This window comes from Paenibacillus stellifer (assembly GCF_000758685.1).
Classification (GTDB): Bacteria; Bacillota; Bacilli; order Paenibacillales; family Paenibacillaceae; genus Paenibacillus_AQ; species Paenibacillus_AQ stellifer.
Genome location: NZ_CP009286.1, coordinates 4,343,529 through 4,366,555 on the forward strand (window position 1 = coordinate 4,343,529; position 23,027 = coordinate 4,366,555).

A 23,027-nucleotide genomic window follows, 5' to 3' on the forward strand; every position below is an offset into this window, starting at 1 on the left:
TTGCTTGCCAACGTCGGTTTTACTTTTACTAAACTTATATGTCTATCCAGTGCCTATTCTACTTTCACTATCTACCCCAGTTAGAGCCTTAAATCAAACCCGCTTTGCTGAGCAGGCGCTGGACTAGTGTCGTAACTTCCGCCCGGGTAACAGACTGCTGCGGAGCAAGCCGGTTCCCCGGCAGACCGTTAATCAGACCGGCCTGTATGTTAGCTTCCGCCGCTTCGCGCGCCCAGACTGGAATATCCTCCTGATCGGCAAACTGCTGCAGAACAGCCGCATTTGATGCAGTCCCGGAATTCAGTTGGGTCAACTCCATAGCCCGCAACAGCATGAGCATGGCTTCGGCACGGGTGATCTCCTGCTGCGGCCGGAACGTGTTGTCGTCGGTTTCTAAGTATGAACTCACCCAATCGGTGTTCCATCTGGCAGGTCAGTATCCGCTTTTAATAGAACAACATCTCCCTTGTCGGGTATTCCCCCAAGAACCAATACTTCTGAATTAAACCCGGCTATACGACGCGGAGGAAAATTGACTACCCCGATCACCTGCCGCCCAATAATATCTTCGGCTGTATATCTCTTTGTAATTTGTGCACTTGATGTTTTGATTCCGATTTCTGGTCCAAAATTAATCTCAAGCTTGATCGCAGGCACTTTTGCTTTTGCGAAAAACTCAGCTTTAATAATTGTCCCAACTCGAATATCCAGTTTCAAAAAATCATCGATCGTTGCCATACAAGCATTCACCTCATCTATTGTCTTTTCTTAGGCAAGAATTATTGCCAGAACAGGCTCTCCAATAACACCTACAGAAACAGTAGTCGCTCCAATGGATTTTAACAACAGATTAAAAATATACTGTCCAAAAATAGTTGGGATTAGCGCCAGCAAAAAGAAATAGGTCCAATCTGAAAAATGTAAATCAGCAAGACGCTCCCGCCTAGAAAAAATTGATATGAAAAATAACTGGGGGTGGGAGTATGAGGTTAGTCGCGCATTTGAGTGTTTCGGAATGCACCCGGAGCTTTAAGAGAACCATTCATATGACACCTTACGACTACTTAATTAAGTACCGCATCAAGAAGAGCAGCGAGTTATTGCTCTCAACAGACTCACCAAATGGTATATATTCAGTTTCGATGCTAATCGTTATTGTTCATAAAATTCTGCTTCTCTATGTAATTCAGCACGGTCTGCGAGAACTCGAGGTGAGATTCTTTCGTATATTTAGCAACCGTATAGATTTGGGCAAGGTTCTTTAATCCCAATCGTTCGGTCATTTCTTTGAGCCGAGGGATATCCATATAGCGCTGCCATCCCTTTTCGTTTCTTTCTGCATAGATGTCTTGAATCTCTTCATCCGAATAATCCTGATACTGCTCATAATGAACAAGCCCATGCTTCGGCAAGCGGTCACGCAGCGCAGGAGCTTCTGCAGGGTATCCCAATGAATAACCGACAATCGGGACGACATTGGGCGGCAGGTTCAGCAGTTCACCAATCTGGTCGCAGTTGGCAAGCGTTGAACCCATGTAACAAATGCCTAGTCCCGCATTCTCTGCTGCCAGCGCACAGTTCTGTGCGGCCAGACATGCATCTACGGCTCCGATCATGAAGCTCATGAAATTGTCAAAATGCACAGGTGCATCCTGGAGCATCAGCCATTTTCTCATTCTATTGAAGTCAGCACAAAAGGTTAAAAGAACAGGAGCATCGACCACCATCGATTGCTCCATATGTGCGGTATATAGCTTATTCTTCAGCTCTTTGTCTCTCGTTACAATGATGGAGTATGGCTGCATATTACCGCTTGAAGACGCACGAATACCGGCATCCAATATTTGCTCCAAAAGCTCCTGGCTTACTTCCCTGTCTTCATATTCCCGTATAGATCTATGTCCGTGTATGACATCATGTAATTCCAAAACTCCCACTCCTTCAAAATATCGTTAGCAATTTGTTCTGTTCTCATTTTATCGAATCTTTTTAACCGGTGTCCAATACTCGACTTCATTTCTTCTGTTACAGCTTGCTTCGCTAAGCTGAAACTCGATTTCAGGTCGGTTCTTATGATAAGGTTCTCCGCAATGTCAGTACCGTCAAGTCTTAAGGGCCATCCTAAACGGATGGCCCTTTCATTTTCAACGATCACCATTTAGTGAAGCTTCCCTTTCAAACACGCGTATCGCGTTCCGCACTTCCTTGGCTTTATACAGAGCATGGTCCGAGTGGGTAAAAAGACGTACGGTATCCACCTGCTCGGAATATTCGGACAATCCAAAGCTGACCGTCATACTTAAGAGAGGCATATTCTCAAATTTCAGCTCGCTTACTTTGACCCGGATGTGCTCACAAATCTGTAACGCTGCATCCATGGTAACATTACGAAACAGCAGACAAAACTCATCGCCCCCATAACGGAAAGGGACAGCATTACGACTGTTTTCCTTAAGCAACCTCGCGAATTCAATCAGACAGCGATCACCCAGAGGATGTCCCCAGGTATCGTTGATTCCTTTAAAATTATCGATATCAGCAATCGCAAGGATGTATGTATGCTCCCGCCTCTCATCCTCCATATTCTTCAGCGAGTCATGCAGCGCTTTGCGGTTATAAATGCCGGTCGCTTCATCAATCTGCAGGCTGCGCTGCAGTTGCTGCCGTTCCAGTTCCATCTGGATGCTTGCCGTATTCTTTTTCTGCTCAAAACGGATAACCACCATGCAAACAACGGAAACGGAAAGCATTATGAAGAGGGATATCAAGAAATCGCCCATCCGCAGCGTGCTGGAAAAAATACTGGCTTTGTCTACATCCCATTTAATGAATAATTCCGAAACAACAATCGCAGCAATGCTAAGAACCGCTGTGATGCCGGTCACGCGATAGCTGGCATAGATCGTCGTCATCATAATGGCCACCGTAAACATATAGTAGGTCGCGGTAAAAGCGCTGTGCGTAGTGAACAGAATGAAGCAAATAACGACCAAGACCAGTGAAATAATATAGATTTTCTGAGTCTGAGACAGCCACCTGGATTTCATCGCCGCCCTGTTCAGCCCAAGAAATATGAAGTTGATTCCGCTGGGAATCACGATAAACTTCAAAATAAACCGGGGGACGGTCGTGGTCAGCATATCGGAGTTCATCAGAAATACGCCCATGGCACATTCGATGATGAAGGCAAACAGCACCAGCCCTATGGTTGTTTTATAGTGCAGCGTAAGCCAGTCGTTATCGATTCTCGTATATTCCTTCTGTATTTCGTGGATGTGTAAGTCATCGTAGCTCTCTCTACTAACATCTAGCCCACGTCCTCTTTCCACACTTGTCCCTCCATACTCTCTTGAAACATTCTCCTATTATACCTGTAGATTGATAAGAGAACTATCAAGGAAAGAAGTGGAAGTTAAAATTATGTAAAAAACGGCGAGGGACTCAAAGGGGGATCTTCATTTCTTGTATGGATTGAACGCCATGCCCCTGGCTCTCAATCCGCCGAGAACGAGCGCTTGCACTCCATCGACTTTCATGTTATAGCATGAAAAACTTGCCGTTACTTATGATACGGTTCAGCATATCATCTGTAGGGCGAAATTTGGGTGCCGCGGCGCATACAACATTCAATTCGTTCTATAGTCCATCGAAGAAAAGGCTTGGTTTGGCCTTCCATAAATTGTACAATAATATGTAATGAAGGTTTAATGAGCGGAGGCGAGTGTACGTGCTAGAGGTCAATCAACCAATTCCTCAAGACTTCACTCCATTTTTCTGGGATGTACATATGGAGGAGTTAGAACCAGCCGTTCACAGCCGCTTTATCATCGAGCGGCTTCTTAATGAAGGGGACCACCGTACCTTACAGTGGCTGTTTTCTACTTATAGCATGGAGGACATACTCCTGGCTGTCCGGAATAGCCGTAACTTGTCGCGCAAGACTGCTCGTTACTGGCAGCTTTATTTTAACCTCGAAGAGGAGGAAATGCGTTGTTTTGGAACGTCATTGACCAGACCAGACAATCTGTTCTAAAGCAGATCCTCGAAGCCCACCCGGTGCCTGAGAGCTATCTTGCAGGAGGAACCGCATTGGCTTTACTGCTCGGACATCGGGAATCCATCGACTTTGATTGGTTCACACCTATTCCCTTCTCGCCGGAACAAATTGATAGCAGCCTTTCCTCCAGAGGGCAATTGATGATTTCTGAGGCCAAGCCGAACACCTTCCATGGCATATTCAATGGTGTTCAGGTTACGTGGCTTTATTACCCCCGTCCACTTTTGGATGATTTGATCGTATCGACCGAAATGCCCCAGCTTAAAACGGCCTCTCTGCAGGACATCGGAGTCATGAAACTAATTGCAGCCAGCCAAAGAGGAGCCAAAAAAGACTTTATTGACTTATATGCTCTCGAGCAGCATGGCGTTTCTGTTACCTCACTCATCTCCCGGCTTGCGGATAAATTCTCGGGCAGCTCTATCAATTACTATCACATCGTCAAGAGCTTGGTCTTTTTCGAAGACGCCGAAGTGGAACCCATGCCCCGTATGCTGCACTCCATGGAATGGAACGTAATCAAAGACTATTTTATCCGTTTGCAAAAGCCGCTGTTGGATTTTATAGCAGACCTTTGAATCAAACCACAATTTAAACATTCGGGCCGACTGCGATGTAATCCTATCGAAGCTTATGCTCCGACGAACCCCCTGGGGATTCCTCTCATCCCTCGAACGCAAAAAAGCCTTACCCATCGGTAAGGCTTGAGGACGTCCCAAGAGGGATTCGAACCCCCGACCGTGCGCTTAGAAGGCGCATGCTCTATCCAGCTGAGCTATTGGGACATATCAGTTATGTATTCAACAACGTTAACTATTATATAACGGGTGGGCTTGGCAGATCAAGGTTGACGGTTACATTTCTTGAAAAAGATGCCGGCGGCACAGATGAACAGCCAAAATCAAAGGAGCGCCGCTTGGCCGGCAAGCCCTTGGATGAGCGCTCCTCTGATCATTGCACCGGTTAATCGTGATCGCGAAACCGGATCGCGAGCTGCTTTTTCAAATCACCGAAGATGAGCAGCTCCCGCTGGAACTTGTTCTTCTCTTCCTCAGGGCTCATGATCGGGCTGCCCGTAAAAGCGGTGGCGGTCACATCGACGAACGCGTCATGTAGACTATTGTCATACCAATCCGTTGCCGTATCGGCGTCGTTGGTTAGAATACGGATAATCTCGAAGCCCTCTTCCCGCTTGTCTTCCACAATATAGACCAATAGAGCGGGGTCGCCCGCGGCTCCCGGCAGCACTCCCACTTCAGCGCACGGCGCTCCGTCGTACTCCAGCATCCGGCGTATTTTCGCATCCTTGATGTAATACATCGGTCTTCCCTCCTTCATTGGCCGTTGTCCCCTATCTATTGTTCGGATAAGGACATACATTTTATGCCTTCCTTCGGCATATATCTGAACCAATTGGCAAAAAGACAGGGACACCCATCAGGCGCCCCGCAAGAGAGGATGAACCGTCATGTGCGGAATAACCGGATTTATAGAATGGCGCGGCGATTTGACACAGCATTCCCGGCTGCTGATCCAGATGACCGAAACCCTGGCGAACCGGGGCCCAGACGCATCGGGAACCTGGATTTCGGGCCCGGTCGCGTTCGGACACCGCAGGCTCAGCGTCATCGACCCCGAGAACGGCGCCCAGCCGATGATCGCCCGCCATGAGGACCAGACCTATGCGATTGTGTATAACGGAGAATTATATAACGCTGACGAGTTGAAAAATGAACTCAAGCAGCGGGGGCATCATTTCCTCACCCACTGCGATACAGAGGTGCTGCTGCACGCCTACATCGAATGGGGACCGGATTGCGCGGAGAAGCTGAACGGCATCTTCGCGTTTGCCGTCTGGGACGGCCTGCGGGAGCAGGTGTTTCTCGCCCGCGACCGCCTAGGCGTGAAGCCGCTGTTCTACAGCAAGGTGGATGACACGCTGGTTTTTGGCTCGGAGCCCAAAGCGCTGCTGCAGCATCCCAAAGTGCGCCCCGCCGTCGGACCGGAGGGCCTCGCCGAAGTGTTCATCATCGGACCGGCCCGGACTCCGGGTCATGGCGTCTACAAGGATATGGCCGAGCTCCGTCCGGGCCACGCGATGATCTACAGCCGCGCAGGACTGAGAAGCTACGCCTACTGGACGCTGGAAAGCCTTCCCCATCAGGACACCCCTGACGAGACGGCTGCCAAAGTGCGCGAGCTGCTGCAGGATACGCTGGAACGGCAGCTCGTGTCCGACGTGCCGGTCTGTTCGCTGCTCTCCGGAGGACTGGATTCGAGCGCATTGTCGGCGCTGGCCGTCGACTATTACAAACGCACTGGACAGGGACAGATGGACACCTACTCCGTCGATTACGTGGACAACGACAAATATTTTAAAAGCCATTCTTTCCAGCCTGGTGCGGACGCTCCCTGGGTGAAACGGATGGCTGAGGAGCTGCAGACCCGGCATCACAATGTACAGTTCGATACCGACGAATTGGTGGAGGCGCTGGATAACGCCCTTTTCACCCGGGATCTGCCCGGGATGACGGATGTTGATTCCTCGCTGTACCTGTTCTGCCAGGAGATCAAAAAAGGCGCCACCGTCGCCATCTCCGGCGAAGCGGCGGATGAAATTTTCGGCGGATACCCTTGGTTTCACCGGGAAGAAATGCTGTCCTCCGGCACCTTCCCGTGGGCAGTGGCTCCAAAAATGCGGGCCGGACTGCTGTCCCCCGAAATCCGCGAATGGATTCGCCCGCTTGAATACTTGGGTGACCGCTACAGCGACGCCGTCGCCGAGACGCCGAAGCTGGACGGGGAGAGCGGCAAGCAGGCGCAGATGCGGGTCATGTCCTATCTGAACATTACGCGCTTCATGCCGACTCTGCTGGACCGCAAAGACCGGATGAGCATGGGCGTGGGCCTGGAGGTTCGCGTGCCGTACTGCGACCACCGGCTGGTTCAGTATGTCTATAATATTCCCTGGGAAATCAAAACGGTCGGGGGCCGGGAAAAAGGAATTCTGCGCAAAGCGCTCGAAGGCGTCCTGCCGGACGATGTGCTGTACCGCAAAAAGAGTCCCTATCCCAAAACGCATAATCCGAATTTCCTCCAGACTGTCCGTCAGAAGGCGCTGGACGTTCTGGACGATCCGACCTCACCGGTCCTGCCGCTGATCGACGCCGCCAAAATCCGGGAGATTGCCGCTTCCCCCGAATCCTCAAGCAATCTGCCCTGGTTCGGACAGCTCATGTCCGGCCCTCAGCTGTTCGCCTACATCGCCCAGGTCAATCTCTGGCTGCGTACTTACAACATCTCGATTGGGTAGCTACCGGAATATCCCTGCCTCTATTTCTCATAAAAAATACCCTGGCGTGATATTTGCCGCTTACGGGTTTAGAGTCTGCTCCCAATATAAAGGTATATTTCGTATTCGCTTGGAAGGAGCAGCTCCCGGATGACCCACCACCCTTCAGCCGAAGCCCGGAGCGACCGGCTTCGGCTTACTGTGTACCTCAGCGTTACCTTTGGCTTCACCTGGCTCTGCTGGCTGCCGCTGCTGGCCAATCGCCAGTGGGCAGCCGGTCTTCCCGTCCTTCCCGGCCAGTTCTATCTCGGCTCCTTCGGACCTCTGACCGGAGCAGCGTCGGCCGAACTCCTGACCGGCGGCATCCGGGGAGCAAAGGACTGGCTCAAGCGTCTGTTCTCTCCCGCTTTCCCCCGCAGATGGCTGTGGATCGCAGTCTTGTTGCCCCTGGCTTACGGCGCCGTTTCGGTTCTGGTCCACCGGATGGTGACGGGCAGCTTCCCCGAACTGGGCCGGTTCGGGCTGACCTCCGACCTCCCTGCCGGTTTTAATCTATGGCAGACATCGCTGACCTGGATGCTGACCTTCGGCATCGGTGAAGAGAGCGGCTGGCGCGGTTTCCTCCTGCCGAAGCTACGCAAGCGGCGCTCCTTGTTCGGCTCAGCCCTCATCGTAGCCGCAGTCTGGATGCTCTGGCATCTGCCGGCTTTCGGGTTCAACGACAACTACCTGGAGATGGGCTTCGGGATCATCGGCTGGGCGATCAGCCTGACCTACGGCTCGGTTGTGCTCGCCTGGATCACCGAAGGCAGCCGTTGGAGCATCATCCCCGTTATCCTGTGGCATGGCATCTTCGACACGCTGACGGCCAGCGATCAGGCGGCCGAAGTTATGGCCATGGTATGCAGCATGCTGGTCATCATCCAGGGCGTTCTTCTAATGCGAAGCATGGGCCGCAGTGCCCGAACGCGTGAATAGCAGCGGCGGATGAATGTGGTGCCCTCCCCCAGTCGAAGGCGATACAGCGCTAAAAAAAGAAGCCCGTCCAACCGTCACGGCACTGACTCCTGTTAATAGGCAGGGGGCAGTCGCCGAAAGCGGCTTGGGGGCTTCTTTTTTCAGAAAATTATACACATGGTCCAGCCTGGTCTCAGAAGCTGAAGTTGTCCGGATCGGGACCGTAGCGCTGGTTCTTGTTCAGGTCTTCGATGGCCTTAACATCCTCGTCGCTAAGCGTAAAGTCGAAGATGCCGGCATTCTCGCGGATGCGTTTCTCATGAACCGACTTCGGAATCGTGATCACGCCCTGCTGGATATCCCAGCGGAGAACGATCTGCGCAGGCGTCCGATTGTATTTCGCCGCAAGCTCCTGCAGCAGCGGGAGATCCAGATTGCCCTGCATGAGCGGGCTCCAGGCTTCCAGCTGAATGTTCTGATCCCGGCAGTATTTCACCAGCTCGCGCTGTGTCAGCAGCGGGTGGAATTCCACCTGATTCACAGCGGGCTTGATTCCCGTTTCTTCGATGATACTGTTCAAATGATGGGGCTGGAAATTGCTGACCCCGATCGATTTGACATAGCCCTCTTGCTGCAGATGAATGAGAGCTTTCCAGGTGTCGACGAATTTGCCTTTGACCGGCCAGTGAATCAACAGCAGATCCAGGACATCAAGTCCAAGCTTCTTCAGGCTGGCATCGCACGCTTTGAGCGTCTGTTCATAGCCCTGATCGGCATTCCAGACCTTGGTCGTGATGAACAGCTCATCGCGGGGAATCCCGCTCTCCTTAATGCCTTGTCCGACACCTTCTTCGTTCTTGTAAGCAGCGGCCGTATCGATACTGCGGTAGCCGATTTCAATCGCCGTTCTGACCGCATGAATAACTTCATCCCCTGCCTTCGTCTGCCAGACGCCGAGTCCGAGCCAAGGCATCGTTCTGCCGTCGCTCAGGGTAGGTCCCCCGGTAAACGGCCCGTTCAACTGAGTCATCGCTGTTTCCCTCCACATTCATATCGGAATTGGATTGTACACAAATGTATTACCGTCTATGCCGCCATCCTAAGCAGTGTTTCTCCAAACAGTATAACAAAATCACGGGTGACCATTCAAAAAGCCAGGCAGATGCCGGGTTGTCCCTGCCACCTGCAAAAAGAAACGAAGCCCCGGCTTCACGCCTTGGACTTCGTTTCTTCATGCAGACATCCGTATATTGCGTTCATTTCCGACAACAGCCGGTTATGTTCGTCAAGTTGATGCAACATGCAAGCCTTTTGGTGCCTTTTTGGTTCCTTTTGGTGCCCCTTGTTTGCTGTTCGATGCCTGTTTGATGCTCTTTCATGCCTCTTTCACGCCTGTTCGATACCTCTTTGATGCCTGTTTGTTCCCGCCTATTCCCACTGTTCCCCGTCTATTTCTCCGCCTTGTCGATCAGCCGGAAATCGTCGTAGTGAAAGCCGGGAGCGACCACACAGGAGACGAGCACCGGCTCATCGCCGAGCGGACGCGCTGCCTGCCATACGCCGGCCGGCACAAGCGCCTGTGGCTGCTGTCCTGCCGCGATATCAAGGCCGAGTACGATCTCCTGCACATCTTCGGGCTGGTCGCCGCTTCCGCCCAGGCTTAGAACCAGGGGGCTGCCGGCATGCCACAGCCAATGCTCGTCCGACAGGACAGTATGCCACTCCGACACTTCACCGGGATGGAGAAGGAAGTAGATGGTGGACGCCGCAGGGCGCGGGCCCGAATATTCTCCGCTCAGAAGTTCCTTCGGAATTTGTACGGAGGACTGCCAAATTTCCTTGAACCAGCCGCCTTCGACATGGCGCTCCAGTCCAAGCAGTTCTACAAAGGGTGATAGCTCTTTCGTCACGAATATCCCTCTCCTCAGTTCGTTTAGTTCGATTAGTTCGTTTGATGGCCGCCAGCCCGGAAGGAGCCTTCCGTCGCCTCAGCCAGCCGTTCTGTCAGCAGACGGAGCGCTTGTCCACGGTGGCTGATCGCCTGTTTCTCGGACACAGTCAGCTCCGCCATCGTCTTGCCAAAGTCGGGAAGATAGAACAGCGGGTCATAGCCAAACCCCCCGCCTCCCGCCGGTTCCGAAGTAATCCAGCCCTCAACTGCGCCCTCTGCGGTGTATTCCTTATCGCTGAACGGGTCATACAGGGACAGGGCGCAGACGAACCGGGCCGTACTGAGCAGAGGCTGGCCGGTATCCTCCCCCTGCTTCTGTTCTTCCAGCTCGGCAAGCAGCTTCAAATTATTGTCTTCATCGGTGGCGCCGGGACCGCCGTACCGGGCGGAGTAGACGCCCGGACGGCTGTTCAGCGCATCCACGCAGAGACCGGAATCGTCGGCAAGGACAGGCAGACCGAGCGCTTTTGATACCTGCACCGACTTCTTCCGCGCGTTCTCCGCAAAGGTCACGCCATCCTCTACCACATCCGGAAGATTGGGATAATCGAACATGCTCTTGACCTCAAGTCCAAGCGGAGCAAAAGCATGCTGAAACTCCTTGACCTTGCCGGCATTCTTGGTAGCGACAATCAGAATTCCGTTCTCCGCCCGCATGCTAGACCTCCTGTCCGGCTTGACCGAGCGGAATTTTGAGCGCGATCGGTCCAAGCGCCTCCTTCTGGGCGGCGATCAGCTCCAGAACGCCCGTCTCGCCCAGCCCGAGCAAATAATCGAGTTCCTTGCGCGAGAACGGGCGCTCTTCACCGGTACCCTGAAGCTCGACGAATTCGCCGGAGCCTGTCATCACGACATTCATATCAACTTTAGCCTTGGAGTCTTCCTCATAATTCAGATCGAGCAGCGGCTTGTCATCCACAATGCCGACGCTGATGGCGGCCAGGTAATCGGTGATGGGAAAGACGCTGAGCTTGTGCTGTACCGCGATCTTGTTCACGGCAAAAGCGAGCGCCACGAAAGAGCCGGTAATCGAAGCCGTCCGCGTCCCTCCGTCAGCTTGAATCACATCGCAATCCAGCGTGATGTTCCGTTCGCCCAGCGCATGCAAATTGACGACAGAGCGAAGCGCCCGTCCGATCAGCCGCTGGATTTCCATCGTCCGCCCCGTCAGCTTGCCGCGCGCGGCTTCACGCTGATTGCGCGATTGGGTGGCCCGCGGCAGCATGGAATACTCCGCCGTCACCCAGCCCTTTCCCTGCCCCTTCAGAAAAGGAGGAACCTTCTCCTCCACCGTGGCGGTGCAGATAACCTTCGTATCCCCCATCTCAATCAGGACGGAGCCTTCCGCATATTTATTAACCTGGGTCGTTATTTTGAGCGGCCGGAGCTGGTCGTCGTTTCGCCCGTTTGATCTCATTTAGTCTGCCTCCTACATGCGTATCGCGTTAGCTTCAAATTAGCATCCTTAATTTTACCAAAGTGAAGGCACAAAAGCACTCTCCCGGAGCAAAAGCACCAAAAGCGCCGGGAGAGTATCCTTAGCCAAGCTGTCATGCACCCGCCTGCCCCAGGATTAAACCTGGCGCGGCGTCATTATTCAACCCCTCTTGCACCCTTCTGTCCCAGGATAATCGCTTGCGGCATCCTTCCGGACGCCGGGCGTTTATCGTGAAACAGAAATTTGTGTGCTTAAATTGCGGCCATTGAACAAGAAGCCCCGGACGGGCTACACCCGCCGGGGCCGCGCGCTCCACGCTTCAAGGAGGACGCATTCCTGTCCGCAAGCTGCATAAATCGGTCGGCCGCAGGTTCGCAGCCGTTGCTCTACAGAGGAAGCTCATTAATAACCTGCGGCGCCGATACCGGCTTGCCGTAATCGACGTTGTCAGTGCCGGTGACCGTCTGTTTGCCGTTCATCCGCACCTGAACCATCGCTTCATCCGAGTTGAGCGACGCGGTAAGCACGACAGATTCCAGCAGTTCGGCCGGAACCTGGCCGCCATCGTTGAACATGTCGTCCTTCAGCGAGACGGTGATAACTCCACTTTGATCTTCGGTTACCGAATCGAGCACCGTATCCGAGGTCATGACGGTTTCCAGTCCGTCCTGGGATTCGGGACCCGCGATCAGCTCGTTCATAGCCGCCTTCAGGCGGTCCTGTCCGGGCGTTACGAACCGGGTCACCGGAACGTAATACTGCACGCCGCTTGGAGAAGCCGCAGAGAAGAAGACGGTCACGGCGCTGGAGTTCAGGACGGAAGGTCCCTGGGCCGGAAGATTGATTCCGATGCTGCGGGTCAGCGGACGGTCGAGCGGCGTCCCTTTCAACGGCATTTCGCCGAGCTTCTTCCCGTCCACTGAGAGCTGCACGCTTTGAATTCCCTTTTGTCCGGTCAGCGTCCAGGTTACAGCCTCCAGCAGCTTGCGTTCATTCGCCGGAGCGTAGGAACTGAAGCTGCCGCCGAAATCGGCTGTAGCTACGCCGTTGTCCACCTTCACGCCATTAACTGCCGTGCCCTGCGGAAGCACCCCGCTGAAGCCTGCCGGCAGGTTCGCAGCATAGCCTCCGCCCTGCACGAGCGCCTCAAGCGACTGCTTCAGCGCGTCATCCTTGTTCCCGGTAGACAGGTCCAGCGCCATCGGAGCCAGGAGGCCGCTCTCGTTCTGCAGATAGACCGTAGTAAGCTCCGCTCCGCTCTTGGTGCTGCCAGCGCCGGCGCTTCCGGCTCCGGCAGCAGCCGAGTTCGCTGCCGCATCGCCGGCGGACGCCTGATTGTCGCCGGAGGTGCCGGAATCGGCGGCGGTGATGTCGCTATCCGACACGGGCGCCATGACGCCGGTATCCAGCGTATTTTCGCTCGACTGCAGCATTTGGGCCTCCACGTCTCCGGGAGGCGGATCGATTGCCGCCGAGCTGTCCCCTCCGAACCAGCCGCAGCCGGACAGAGCCAGCGGCAGCGCCAGCAGGCAGGCGGCCGAGACAGAAGCTAGTTTGTGCTTATTGTTCATTTGATTATGCCCCTTTCCAGGTTATCGATACGGTTTGTACTACTATGTATACGAGCCCCCGGAGCAAAAAATAACAACAGCTTATCCCGCTTCGTTCCCTTTATGCAGAAACCAGAAGTCTTCCCTCTAACGGCAGATTCGCATAAGACCGCCTTTCTGGACAAATACTTCCTGTACACGTACAATTTGACTACGGCGAAAGACCGGCAAGCCTGGCGCCGTACCTGATAATCCAACCAACGATAACCGAACGGGGTGACCGAACATGGCCGACGCTAAGATTCCCTACAGCCTCAACAGCAAAGCCGTTGCTCAGGCGACGCAAGCCTGGCTGCACACGCGAGGGGTCAAAGTCGAGCAGATTGCCGAACTTGTCATGCTGCTTCAACAGAAATATTATCCAAACCTGACCATGGAAGAGTGCATTCACAATGTTGAAATGGTGCTCAGCAAGCGGGAGGTGCAGAATGCCGTATTGACCGGCATCCAGCTCGATCTGCTGGCAGAGGAAGGGAAGCTGTTCTCCCCGCTTCAGGACATGATTGTTAATGACGAAGGCCTGTACGGGGTCGACGAAATTTTAGCCTTTTCCATCGTCAATGTATACGGAAGCATTGGCTTCACCAACTACGGCTATATCGACAAGCTGAAGCCGGGTATTCTGGAGAGGCTGAACGACAGAAGCACCGGTGAGGTACACACCTTCCTCGACGATATAGTTGGAGCCGTGGCCGCAGCAGCCAGCAGCCGGATCGCACATCGGAAGCAGGCGGAGCGGGAGAATGACCTTGGTCTGCCGCATGCTCCCGAGGATACCGAAGAAGCGGCCAAGCGCCTGGATGCCGAGAAGGGGCAGAAGCAATAAAGACATCATTCCTTACCGATATGAACTGCACCCGTCAAATAGACAGTACAAATAATAAAAGAGAGTTAAGCGGCCTTGGTCCTGAATTCGAGGGGACTGAGGCCGTTTCGCTTTGATTGTAATCGTTCTGGTATTTCTCAATAATTTGAAAAAAAATGCTCCCCATACAGTGACAGGTTTTTATTATTTCGCCTGTCTACTATATGGGGAGCATATTACTAAACCTCGGCCAGCCTTCTTTACTTAGCTGGAATAGATCCTGCTCAACCGCTTGAAGCGGCTTACAGGTTCAGCAGTTTATAAATGACAGTCGCAGCCTGCGCGCGGGTCGTCGCCGATTCAGGCCGGAAAGAGCCATCCTCGAAGCCGGTAATCAGACCGGCTTGTTGCACGCCTGCGACGCTTGATAAGGCGTAGCCTGCGATGCCTGCCTGGTCGGTGAAGACTGCCGCCTGTGCTTCGGCATTCACACCGAGCGTGATTCCGGCATTCACACCGAGCGTGATTCCGGCAGTTTGCACCGCGCGGGAGAGCATGACCGCCATATCTTCCCGCGTAATCGTTTCATTGGCACCGAACGTGCCATCGGCTTTGCCCTTAACGATGCCGAGCGACGTACCCGCCGCCACGGCGTTCTCGTACCAGGCGTCGGTCGGGATGTCGCGGAATGTCGCCGTCTGTGCATCCTTCGCGCTCAACCCGAGCGCGGTGACGAGCATCTGCAGGAATTCCGCGCGGGTCACGGAGCGGCCCGGTTCAAAGGAACCGGCAGAAGTGCCCTGGATAATCTGTCTGGCCGCCAGCGACTGAATCATATCTTTGGCCCACAATGCGGTATCCAGGTCTCCGAGCTTGACATCCGCGTACGCCACGGCGTAGCGGCCTAAATGCTGCGGGCTGAACTGCATGTGGCCCGAAGCTGCGTCATAGACACCGTTCTTGACCACTTCTATCTGTCCGTTCTCGCCGATGTAGTAGACCACGAGTAGGCTGGAGAGTTCGCCAGCCTTCGGCGTGTAGTCGAACGCCACCTTCACTGAGCCCTTGCCCGAGAAGGCCGAAACCTTAGCGCCGTCTACCATGAGATCAAGATCGTACACCGGATGCTCGCCGATCAGCAGCTTGGTGTCTCCGGTCAAACCTTCGGACGCCACCGGAGTGACCGCGATGCTCAATGTCTTGGCATTTTGGCCGAAGATGGCAGCATCGTCCGTTGCGAGCGTGATGCCGACTCCGCCGCTGCGGACGGTGATGGAATCAACTTGACCGGCTGCCTGAAGCAGCGGCTGCGCCGGCAGCGTAACCTCCAGCTTGCCTGCGGCCTGCTGGCTGACAATCTCAATCTGGAGCTGTCCGTTCGCTGCGCCCTGCAGCGCGGCGCGAAGCTCGCTATCCGTCAGGCTGACCGTTACATTGCCGTTGCTGTCCGGCTTGGCGGTGACGGTCGTCACCCCGCCGGTGGTGCTCACGCCGCTGCCGTCGGAGCTTGCGGCGGAAATCGTCGTACTTCCGGTGCTGCCGTTATTTCCATTATTTCCGTTACTGCCGCTTCCGGCAGCGGTTACCGTCACGACCGTCTGGGCCGTAAAGCTGCCGTCTTCGGTCGTTGCGGTGATCGTCGCCGTGCCCGCCGATTTTGCGGTAACGACACCGGCTGCGTCCACACTCGCAACCTCGCTGTTGCTGCTGGTCCAGATGACAGTTCGGTTCGTCGCATTCGCCGGTGCGACGGTTGCCGTAAGTGTGCCGCTGCCGCCCGTCGTCAGACTCAGCTCAGTCGGGTTCATACTCACGCCCGTTGCCGGCACAATCTCCGGTGCAGGGTCGGTTACCGTCACGACCGTCTGGGCCGTAAAGCTGCCGTCTTCGGTCGTTGCGGTGATCGTCGCCGTGCCCGCCGATTTTGCGGTAACGACACCGGCTGCGTCCACACTCGCAACCTCGCTGTTGCTGCTGGTCCAGATGACAGTTCGGTTCGTCGCATTCGCCGGTGCGACGGTTGCCGTAAGTGTGCCGCTGCCGCCCGTCGTCAGACTCAGCTCAGTCGGGTTCACACTCACGCCCGTTGCCGGCACAATCTCCGGTGCAGGGTCGGTCACCGTCACGATCGTCTCGGCTGTGAAGCCGCCGTCCTCCGTCGTCACGGTGATCGTCGCCGTGCCCGCCGCTTTCGCGGTGACGACGCCGTCTTCGCCCACAGTGACAATCTCATCGTCGCTGCTGCTCCAGATGACATTTGGGTTCGCTGCATCCAGCGGTTCGATGATCGCTGTCAGACTGATGCTGCCGCCCGTCGCCAGGCTCAACTCGGTCCGTTTCACGCTTACACCCGTCACCGGAATCATCTCCGGCTCGGGATCGGTCACCGTCACAACCGCTTGAGCCGTGAAGCCGCCGTCTTCGGTCGTTGCAGTGATCGTGGCCGTGCCCGCCGCCTTCGCCGTGACGACGCCGCCTTCGTCCACGCTGGCGACTGCACTGTCGCTGCTGCTCCAGGTTACCTTTTGGTTCGCGGCATCCGCCGGAGTGATGATTGCCGTCAGGCGGCCGCTGCTGCCTGTCTTCAGGCTCAGCTCCGTCCGGTCCATGCTCACGCCCGTTACTGCCACTGCATCCGCCTTAACCGTTACCGCAACGGTGAATCTCTTACCGTTTATCGTGGATGCGGTAATTTCCGCTTGTCCTGCGCCGACCGCCGTAACGACGCCCGACTCATCCACCTTGGCTACCGCTTCGTCGCTCGATGTCCAGGACACGCGAGGGTCCGCGACCACAGGCAGCACGAGCGGCTGCAGCTGCACGGTCGAGCCGATCGCCAGGGCAGCCGTGGCAGGATCGACGGAGATGCTGTCGGGGTCCGCAACGAAGGCTCCGTTTGCCTGGAATACGGTGACGCCTACCCAGTCCTTCGTGGTCGACACGCCGTAGATGTTCAATCGGATGTATCTGCCGTATGCCGACTCCGGCAGCTGCAGATCGAATACCGTCGAGGCGCTGCCTGCATAGCTGGCGCTGCTGTCATAGACCGTCTGCCAGTCGGACCCGTTGTCCGAGACGAGCAGGCTGTACTTCATCGTCTGCCAGAAGCTCATCTTGAAGCCGTCGATCCGCGCCGTCCGGCCGAGATCGATCTGCCAGTATTCCGGGGTTGCCGTCGTCTGGAGGTTGGCCCCCGTCGACCAGGCGGTGCCGGTCGCGTTCATCGTCGCCGCGTTGTCGATCGGACTCGACAGCGGATACTTGCTGACTAATTTGCTGGCCGAGACGCTGCCGCCGTTGGCCACGTAGCCGCCGGACAAATCAGTGCTCACGGTGACTGCAGCCGATCCGACTGCGCCTCCGTTCACCACCGTCGCCCGGATGTTGGCCGTACCCGCTGCAATTGCAGTCACGCGGCCGCTGTCATCCACCATGGCCACCGCCTCATTGTCCGAGGACCAGGTGATCACTTTGTCGTTCACATAAACCGGAAGCACTTCGGCCGTCAGGTTCGCCGATAAGCCCGCCGTCAGCTTCAGCGTGCTTGGGCTGACCTGGACACTCTCGGCCGCTTGGCTGCTGTCATACGCCAGAGCCGATACCGCTGCGCGGAGCGCCTGCTCCCGCTCATCGACTTCGCTCTGCCGGGATGCGCTCCAATGCTCCGCCTGCGCCTGCGCCAGAACCGTCTGCGCCGCGCTCAGCGCCGTCTTGTAAACACTCAGGCTGTCCACCGTGTAAGCCGTGTCGGCTGCCGTCTTCGCTGCAATCGCGTCATCGATGGCGGACTGCAGTTCGGACAGGTCGATAACGGCCTCACCGGTAACATGAAGATTGAACGAGGTCGCACCCGTGTAACCGCCGTGGTCCGGGTAAGCATCCACGGTCAGCGTGATAACCGCATCTCCCGCGGTCAGCGCCGTGAGGAGACCCGTGCCGGAATCGACCGAGGCGACGGACGGATCGGAGGAGCTCCAGGTCAGGCTCCGGACATCTGCCGTGGAAGGATTCAGAATCGCCTTCAGCTGCATGGACGATCCGGTATCCAGCTCCACATCGGTCTGGTCGATCGCTTGGCTATGGTCATCGTTAATGCCGATGGCTTCGACCGGAATGATCGGATGGACGCTGACGCTGGCGGAAGCCGACAGCGACGGGGCGGAGACTGATGTTGCCGTAACGGTTACGATGCCATCGCTCACCGCGGTCACGAGACCCGACGAGCTCACCGTTGCCACGGAAGCGTCGCTGGTCGTCCAGACGACCGACTGATCAACGCCGGTCACGTTCGGATTAACCGTTGCCTTCAGCTGCGCCGTATTTCCCGGAGTCCCCGGGATGTCGAGCAGGCTGACCGAGGAACGGTCCAGAGTCACGGACGACGCCACCGGCGCGGCGGCGTAGACGTTGAAGTTGTCGAACTGCGACGTCCAGCTCATGCTGCCGCCGGAGACGCGCGTCGCGTAGATCTCCAGATAGCCGAGCGATCCGCTGAAGCTCGTGCCGGACGCGAACGGCAGGTCGCTGACCGTAACGGTCTGGGACGTCGCCTTGTTCGTCAGCGTGAAGGAGGACTTCTTCGCCGTCATATCCAGCGTGACGTTGACATGATACGTCGTATTCGCCGTGGCGAAGCCGCTGGATGCAACAGCCGTGCCCGTAAGCGCCGTATTGGCCGTCAGCGTGGCGCTCGTGCTGTATAGCAGGGAGCTGGAGGCTCCCGTCGGAACGCCGAAGGTCAGATAATTGTTGTGGGCACTGTCCTGAATGCGCAGCTGCCCTGTGCCGGACGACGGCGAGCCGACGTTCCAGTCAAAATCCAGCACAATCTTGTTGTTGGTCAGATTGAAGCTCTTATACGCGGCTCTTGCGCCGCTGCCGCCCGCCGTCAGCTGCAGAAGCTGGCTGGACGCGCCGGCCGGAGAAGCCACGGCCGCTCCGATGGCGGATGCCGATCCCGCCGTCACCGACCAGTTGTCGCCGATGTTCCGGTTGTCAAAGCTCTCGCTCACTGCCGGCACATAGACGGTCGTGGAAGCGGTGAAGCCTCCGTCGCCGGTCGTTGCCGTAATGACCGCGGTTCCCGCCTTGCGCGCCGTCACGACGCCGAAGGCGTCGACGGAGGCGATGGACGGGTTGTTGCTGGACCATGCGATGTCCAGATTAGTCGCATCCTCCGGCAGCACGGTTGCCTTCAATTGGACGGTCGGAGCCGTCGAGGCCGGATTCGTCGAAGAGAAGAAATCGGATGCAAAGTAGTAAGCCTCCTCATCCAGAGCGACGCCGGTCACTGCAACCGGCGTCGATTGCACGTTGACCGTCACGGTCCGGGTATAGCCGCCGTCCTGGGTCACTGCCGTCACGGTGGCGGTTCCTTCCTTATGGCCGGTGATCCGTCCCGCCGAATCGACCGTGGCGACCGATTCGTCGGAGCTGCTCCAGAGAATGGTCTTATTATAGGCGTCGTCCGGCGAGACAACTGCCGTAATCGGCCGTGTCGTGCCGATCATCAGATTCAGCGCCGATTTGTCCAGCATCAGCCCGGTTACCATGACCGGAACGACGTTGATGACGGCGGAAGCATGGATCGTCGGATCGTCGACGGAGGTCGCCGTGATCGTCGTAGTGCCCGTTGTCAGAGTTGTGACAAGTCCGCTTGCGTCAACCGAAGCCACGTCCGGAGCCGAGGACGACCAGGTGACGTCAGCGAAGCTGGCGTTCGAGGGAGCCACGGTCGCCGTCAGCTGCTCGGTCCGGCCTAAGCTGACCGTCGCGCTCGTCTTGTTCAGCGTTACGGAGGTGACCGGAATCTTCGTTGCGTTCAGCGTGAACGAGGCAAGCGCCGTACCATCCACGGATTCCGCGGTGACCGTGGTCGTTCCGTCATGCTTGACGTTCAGCTTCACATTCTGCGTGACATTGGATTGCTGGTAGAACGTTCCGGGATTCGAGGACTGCCAGAATTCGCCCAGGAACGAAGCGACGGACGGATCGCTGGAGCGGAAAATAATCCGCTGATCCGTTGTCCCCGCCGGCAGCGTGCCCTTGAGCACGAGCTTATCCCATACGACGGCGTTCACGGTGCTTCCGGCCGCCGTGCCTCCCACCGTCAGCGTCAGGTTGCCGCTGCCGACGGTTGCCGCCGGCGTAACCGTCACAGTGGACGAAGCCGTCAGCCCGCCAGCCACGGTCTTGGCCGTAATGACGGCGGTGCCCGCTTGATGTGCGATGACATAGCCGGAGGCATTGACCTCCGCGACCGCTGGATCGCTGGTCGACCATTCCAGCGTGCTGTCGAAGACCTTTTTGTCGGAGGATGCGTTGGAATTCGGCGCGATGGTCGGCAGCAGACGATCCATCGTGCCGGCTGTCAGTGTCAGAGAAGTCCGATCCAGCGTGATTGATGTCGGCTCCGTCTTCGTAACCGAGTACGTGCCGAAGCCCTGCAGCGGCGACAGCATCGTCGCTGGCTTGTTTTTGGCGTGGCCTCTCCACAGATAGGCGTACATGCTGTCCATCATATCGCCCATTTTGCCGCCCGCCGTGCTGCCCATCTCCTTGATGGAGGTATCGCCGTTGTTGAACATCGTGCGGCGATCGACGGTGTTCGGCGCGCCTGTGCTGGCACCGGCGCCTTCAACGACGATCCAGTCGGTCTCCCAATAGAAGAAGCCGCGCATCCGGTCGTTCGGATTGGCCACATCCCGCATCGCCTGCATGTAATCGAGCAGCCAGTTGTACTGCCCGTTCGGGTTGGAGGCTGCATAATAGCTGGTCTGCCCCATCGAGCCGCTCTCGTCGGCCCAGTCGGGGTTGTATTTGGTGAAGGAATACCCCGTCTCCACATCCAGATAATCCTTGTCCGGGAACTGTGCGATGTTGTTCGTAAGCATCGACAGGATCCCATCTGAAGTATGTCCGCTGTAGAGCGAGTAGGCCTGCCCGTCGAATTTGACGCCATTCGTCTTGAAGGTGCCGAACTGCGTGTTCGAGTTGGACGGCGTATAACCGTTGTTCGAATGGATGAAGGCGCTTACTCCCGGAGCCGCATCATGCACTGCGTCGTAGGCCGCGTTGATCAGCGCCTTGTAGCCGGCTGAGGAATAGCCTTTGCCGGTCGGCCAGGCGATGCCGCCGTCCTGCTCGTTGCCGATTTTGACGCCCATTGGAACGGTGCCCTGATCGGCCAGCCCTTTGATGAAATCGTAGACGTAGTTGTACATCGTCGTCGTCATTTCGTCCAGCGACTGGTCGACCAGCTTGCCGGCCGAATCCTTGTACATCCAGTCGTAAGGCGTGAACGCCTTGCCCGCGCTCATCCAGGTGTCGCTGAAATGAAAGCCGGGCATATAGCCGATATCCAGCGCCTGCGCCCGTTTGGCGAGAGCGTAAGCGTGGGTCTTGTCGAAGTATCCGGCCTGCATGGTCAGCGGGTAGGGATTGCCGTCCTCGTCCGTATAATAATCGACATACTGCATTTGCTTGACCGTGCTCTGATCGTAGACCGGGTTGCCCGCGTGCACGAACAGCATGCCCGTAATCGCGTTCACGCCGTGGTTGGCCAGAATGGTCAGGCAGTCCTGCTGGACGCCGTTCGCAAAATATTTGCCGCCCTTGTCCTCAATGATCGGCAGGAAGGAGACGTCCGCTCCCTTCACGGTCGTGTTGTCGATCGCGAACAGGTCGAAGTTGTCCACGTACGCCTTGTCTGCACCGTTGCCCTGCCACTCGTCGTGGCTGCCGTTCGCGCCGCTTGACGTATATGTAGCCACGCTCTTGTCGTACTCAGCGTCCTTGATCGTATTAGCGTAGAGGGTGATCTGATGGTCATTCGGGCCCGTCTTGAAGCGAAGGGTCACCAGCGAGTAGCCTGCGGTGCCGGAAGGCGCCTGCCGCAGCACTTTGCCGCCCGCCGTCTTGACGCCAAGATTGACCCGGTCGCCGTATGATGTGACATTGACAAGCTGCCCCGTATTGCCAAGGTAATTCTTCTGGTAGATCGTCTCCCAGGTGTCCTGCCGGTCAACCTTGGCCCGCACGGTGGCGATATAGGTCATGTTCGGCCTTGATCGACGGTCCAGCCGCCGAGATCGCCGGTCTCGAAGCTCCAGTTGGCCAGCGGGTTGGCGTCGCTGCTGTCGAGCGTCAACTCGATATCGTCCACCGCCAGGTTGCTGCCGGTACCGGAGGTGATCGTAATTTTGACCTGTCCATTGTAGATCAGCACGTTGCGCATGGAGATCTGCTTCCACTCCGTGGTGCTGATATACGTGTCGATCATCGTCCGTGTATCCGGTCCCCCGGTCTCGGTGGCCGTGATATAGGCGCTGTTGCTGCTCGTGCCGCCCTTGACCCACGCAGAGAGCGTATAGCTGCCCTGCTCGATGCCGGTGATGGTCCGGGTGAGTGTACTGCTCGCCGCAGACAGCTTGGCAGAGTAGCTTCCGCCGTGGGCGTCCGCCGTCTGAACGGCGGCTGTGCCAGCAGCCGTCCAATCCGTCAGCGATCCGGCTTCAAAATCCAGATTCGCGCCCGGCGCATCCGCCGCGAAGACGGACGCCGCCCTCAGCGGACCTGTGCTGCCCAGTGTTAACGTGAACAATAACGCAGCGACAAGCACACAAGCCCAGTTCCTAGTCCATTTCATTGTTGCTATCCCCCATTCGTATAATGTATGATAAGCGCCGCTCTCCTTCATCGATCCGATCGTGTATAGCGCTTTCATCGCTCAAGATAGCATGATCGGGCAAGCGGGGAATACCTGACAAACCTATGATTTGCTCTAATTTTCTGAGCTGTTGGTTCACTCCTTTCCGCAAATCCGGTTCACTCCCGCGCCAAGGAAAGAAAGCGCTTTCTATATTCTCAATAATATTAAAGGAACCGAGTACGTTCCCGACACTGAGTTGTGCAACAA

The 23,027-nt window shown here is 56.3% G+C and carries 20 protein-coding genes, 1 tRNA gene and 1 pseudogene; 8 read left to right on the top strand and 14 right to left on the bottom strand.

Annotated features, from left to right (window positions below):
- Window positions 1-88: 88 nt before the first annotated feature.
- Genes PSTEL_RS20000 through PSTEL_RS27210 form a run of 3 tightly spaced genes read right to left on the bottom strand, consistent with a single transcriptional unit; the run spans window position 89 to window position 1,017 of the window.
- Window positions 89-409, bottom strand: a complete 321-nt coding sequence (locus PSTEL_RS20000; protein ID WP_038698069.1) for an S-layer homology domain-containing protein — start codon at window positions 407-409, stop codon at window positions 89-91.
- Window positions 406-738, bottom strand: coding sequence for a chaperone CsaA (csaA, locus tag PSTEL_RS20005; protein WP_038698071.1), 333 nt, complete (start codon window positions 736-738; stop codon window positions 406-408). Before csaA ends, PSTEL_RS20000 begins: the two co-directional genes overlap by 4 nt.
- Before the next feature lie 30 nt (window positions 739-768).
- Window positions 769-1,017, bottom strand: a complete 249-nt coding sequence (locus tag PSTEL_RS27210) for an EamA family transporter (RefSeq protein WP_342666582.1) — start codon at window positions 1,015-1,017, stop codon at window positions 769-771.
- Here PSTEL_RS27210 and PSTEL_RS28585 point away from each other — a divergent pair.
- Window positions 993-1,112: pseudogene (locus PSTEL_RS28585) on the top strand (AraC family transcriptional regulator); the annotation flags it as partial. The gene PSTEL_RS27210 and the pseudogene PSTEL_RS28585 sit on opposite strands and share 25 nt — an antisense overlap.
- Before the next feature lie 33 nt (window positions 1,113-1,145).
- On the opposite strand, the gene PSTEL_RS20010 reads toward PSTEL_RS28585, so the two are convergent.
- Window positions 1,146-1,928 (bottom strand): nitroreductase family protein, encoded by a 783-nt coding sequence (locus PSTEL_RS20010; RefSeq protein ID WP_038698074.1) that lies wholly within the window; start codon window positions 1,926-1,928, stop codon window positions 1,146-1,148.
- Between the two features lie 216 nt (window positions 1,929-2,144).
- Entirely contained in the window at window positions 2,145-3,329 is a 1,185-nt protein-coding gene (locus tag PSTEL_RS20015) for a GGDEF domain-containing protein (protein WP_038698076.1), read from the bottom strand.
- A gap of 398 nt (window positions 3,330-3,727) precedes the next feature.
- Between PSTEL_RS20015 and PSTEL_RS20020 the strand changes: the two genes are divergently transcribed.
- Complete coding sequence (locus tag PSTEL_RS20020) at window positions 3,728-4,033, top strand: DUF6922 domain-containing protein (protein ID WP_218917560.1); 306 nt, start codon at window positions 3,728-3,730, stop codon at window positions 4,031-4,033.
- A complete protein-coding gene (locus tag PSTEL_RS20025; protein ID WP_038698078.1) occupies window positions 3,991-4,635 on the top strand; it encodes a nucleotidyl transferase AbiEii/AbiGii toxin family protein in 645 nt (214 codons plus the stop codon). Before PSTEL_RS20020 ends, PSTEL_RS20025 begins: the two co-directional genes overlap by 43 nt.
- A 133-nt stretch (window positions 4,636-4,768) precedes the next feature.
- On the opposite strand, the gene PSTEL_RS20030 is transcribed toward PSTEL_RS20025, so the two are convergent.
- Window positions 4,769-4,842, bottom strand: a tRNA-Arg gene (locus PSTEL_RS20030).
- Between PSTEL_RS20030 and PSTEL_RS27735 the strand changes: the two genes are divergently transcribed.
- Entirely contained in the window at window positions 4,836-5,024 is a 189-nt protein-coding gene (locus tag PSTEL_RS27735; RefSeq protein WP_169744611.1) for a hypothetical protein, read from the top strand. The two genes, PSTEL_RS20030 and PSTEL_RS27735, sit on opposite strands and share 7 nt — an antisense overlap.
- Here PSTEL_RS27735 and PSTEL_RS20035 read toward each other — a convergent pair.
- Window positions 5,021-5,377: a hypothetical protein gene (locus PSTEL_RS20035; RefSeq protein WP_038698080.1), complete on the bottom strand. Its 357-nt coding sequence runs from the start codon at window positions 5,375-5,377 to the stop codon at window positions 5,021-5,023. The two genes, PSTEL_RS27735 and PSTEL_RS20035, sit on opposite strands and share 4 nt — an antisense overlap.
- Window positions 5,378-5,525: 148 nt before the next feature.
- On the opposite strand from PSTEL_RS20035, the gene asnB reads away from it, so the two are divergent.
- Window positions 5,526-7,370: an asparagine synthase (glutamine-hydrolyzing) gene (gene asnB / locus PSTEL_RS20040; protein ID WP_038698082.1), complete on the top strand. Its 1,845-nt coding sequence runs from the start codon at window positions 5,526-5,528 to the stop codon at window positions 7,368-7,370.
- A 129-nt stretch (window positions 7,371-7,499) separates the two neighbouring features.
- Window positions 7,500-8,327 carry a CPBP family intramembrane glutamic endopeptidase gene (locus tag PSTEL_RS20045; protein ID WP_052098712.1) on the top strand — a complete coding sequence of 276 codons (828 nt, stop codon included), beginning with the start codon at window positions 7,500-7,502 and terminating at the stop codon, window positions 8,325-8,327.
- 172 nt (window positions 8,328-8,499) lie between these two features.
- On the opposite strand, the gene PSTEL_RS20050 is transcribed toward PSTEL_RS20045, so the two are convergent.
- The 5 genes from PSTEL_RS20050 to PSTEL_RS20070 form a co-directional block, all read right to left on the bottom strand.
- Window positions 8,500-9,336: an aldo/keto reductase gene (locus PSTEL_RS20050; protein WP_038698084.1), complete on the bottom strand. Its 837-nt coding sequence runs from the start codon at window positions 9,334-9,336 to the stop codon at window positions 8,500-8,502.
- A 418-nt stretch (window positions 9,337-9,754) separates the two neighbouring features.
- Window positions 9,755-10,216: a cupin domain-containing protein gene (locus PSTEL_RS20055; RefSeq protein WP_038698086.1), complete on the bottom strand. Its 462-nt coding sequence runs from the start codon at window positions 10,214-10,216 to the stop codon at window positions 9,755-9,757.
- Between the two features lie 32 nt (window positions 10,217-10,248).
- Window positions 10,249-10,914 carry an XTP/dITP diphosphatase gene (locus PSTEL_RS20060; RefSeq protein ID WP_038698090.1) on the bottom strand — a complete coding sequence of 222 codons (666 nt, stop codon included), beginning with the start codon at window positions 10,912-10,914 and terminating at the stop codon, window positions 10,249-10,251.
- A 1-nt stretch (window position 10,915) separates the two neighbouring features.
- On the bottom strand, window positions 10,916-11,674 hold the full coding sequence (gene rph / locus PSTEL_RS20065; protein ID WP_038698092.1) for a ribonuclease PH: 759 nt from the start codon (window positions 11,672-11,674) through the stop codon (window positions 10,916-10,918).
- Window positions 11,675-12,081: 407 nt separating this feature from the next.
- Window positions 12,082-13,266 (bottom strand): GerMN domain-containing protein, encoded by a 1,185-nt coding sequence (locus PSTEL_RS20070; RefSeq protein WP_038698094.1) that lies wholly within the window; start codon window positions 13,264-13,266, stop codon window positions 12,082-12,084.
- A 102-nt stretch (window positions 13,267-13,368) separates the two neighbouring features.
- Here PSTEL_RS20070 and PSTEL_RS28740 point away from each other — a divergent pair, with 102 nt between their 5' ends.
- Together PSTEL_RS28740 and PSTEL_RS20075 are read left to right on the top strand one after the other, a co-directional pair.
- Complete coding sequence (locus tag PSTEL_RS28740) at window positions 13,369-13,494, top strand: hypothetical protein (RefSeq protein WP_281176724.1); 126 nt, start codon at window positions 13,369-13,371, stop codon at window positions 13,492-13,494.
- Between the two features lie 37 nt (window positions 13,495-13,531).
- Complete coding sequence (locus PSTEL_RS20075; RefSeq protein ID WP_038698096.1) at window positions 13,532-14,131, top strand: phosphatidylglycerophosphatase A family protein; 600 nt, start codon at window positions 13,532-13,534, stop codon at window positions 14,129-14,131.
- Between the two features lie 281 nt (window positions 14,132-14,412).
- Here the strand turns inward: PSTEL_RS20075 and PSTEL_RS26450 are convergent, their stop codons facing one another.
- Both PSTEL_RS26450 and PSTEL_RS20100 read right to left on the bottom strand, forming a co-directional pair.
- Window positions 14,413-22,167, bottom strand: coding sequence for an Ig-like domain-containing protein (locus PSTEL_RS26450; RefSeq protein WP_052098714.1), 7,755 nt, complete (start codon window positions 22,165-22,167; stop codon window positions 14,413-14,415).
- Window positions 22,164-22,835, bottom strand: coding sequence for a carbohydrate binding domain-containing protein (locus PSTEL_RS20100; protein ID WP_084065208.1), 672 nt, complete (start codon window positions 22,833-22,835; stop codon window positions 22,164-22,166). Before PSTEL_RS20100 ends, PSTEL_RS26450 begins: the two co-directional genes overlap by 4 nt.
- Window positions 22,836-23,027: the final 192 nt, after the last annotated feature.

Coding starts and splice junctions, on each gene's coding strand:
- PSTEL_RS20100 (WP_084065208.1), bottom strand. CDS start 22,835: ATGAAAGCGCTATACACGATCGGATCGATGAAGGAGAGCGGCGCTTAT.
- PSTEL_RS20050 (WP_038698084.1), bottom strand. CDS start 9,336: ATGACTCAGTTGAACGGGCCGTTTACCGGGGGACCTACCCTGAGCGAC.
- asnB (WP_038698082.1), top strand. CDS start 5,526: ATGTGCGGAATAACCGGATTTATAGAATGGCGCGGCGATTTGACACAG.
- rph (WP_038698092.1), bottom strand. CDS start 11,674: ATGAGATCAAACGGGCGAAACGACGACCAGCTCCGGCCGCTCAAAATA.
- csaA (WP_038698071.1), bottom strand. CDS start 738: ATGGCAACGATCGATGATTTTTTGAAACTGGATATTCGAGTTGGGACA.
- PSTEL_RS20070 (WP_038698094.1), bottom strand. CDS start 13,266: ATGAACAATAAGCACAAACTAGCTTCTGTCTCGGCCGCCTGCCTGCTG.
- PSTEL_RS20060 (WP_038698090.1), bottom strand. CDS start 10,914: ATGCGGGCGGAGAACGGAATTCTGATTGTCGCTACCAAGAATGCCGGC.
- PSTEL_RS20035 (WP_038698080.1), bottom strand. CDS start 5,377: ATGTATTACATCAAGGATGCGAAAATACGCCGGATGCTGGAGTACGAC.
- PSTEL_RS20075 (WP_038698096.1), top strand. CDS start 13,532: ATGGCCGACGCTAAGATTCCCTACAGCCTCAACAGCAAAGCCGTTGCT.
- PSTEL_RS20045 (WP_052098712.1), top strand. CDS start 7,500: ATGACCCACCACCCTTCAGCCGAAGCCCGGAGCGACCGGCTTCGGCTT.
- PSTEL_RS28740 (WP_281176724.1), top strand. CDS start 13,369: ATGCAGAAACCAGAAGTCTTCCCTCTAACGGCAGATTCGCATAAGACC.
- PSTEL_RS26450 (WP_052098714.1), bottom strand. CDS start 22,167: ATGACCTATATCGCCACCGTGCGGGCCAAGGTTGACCGGCAGGACACC.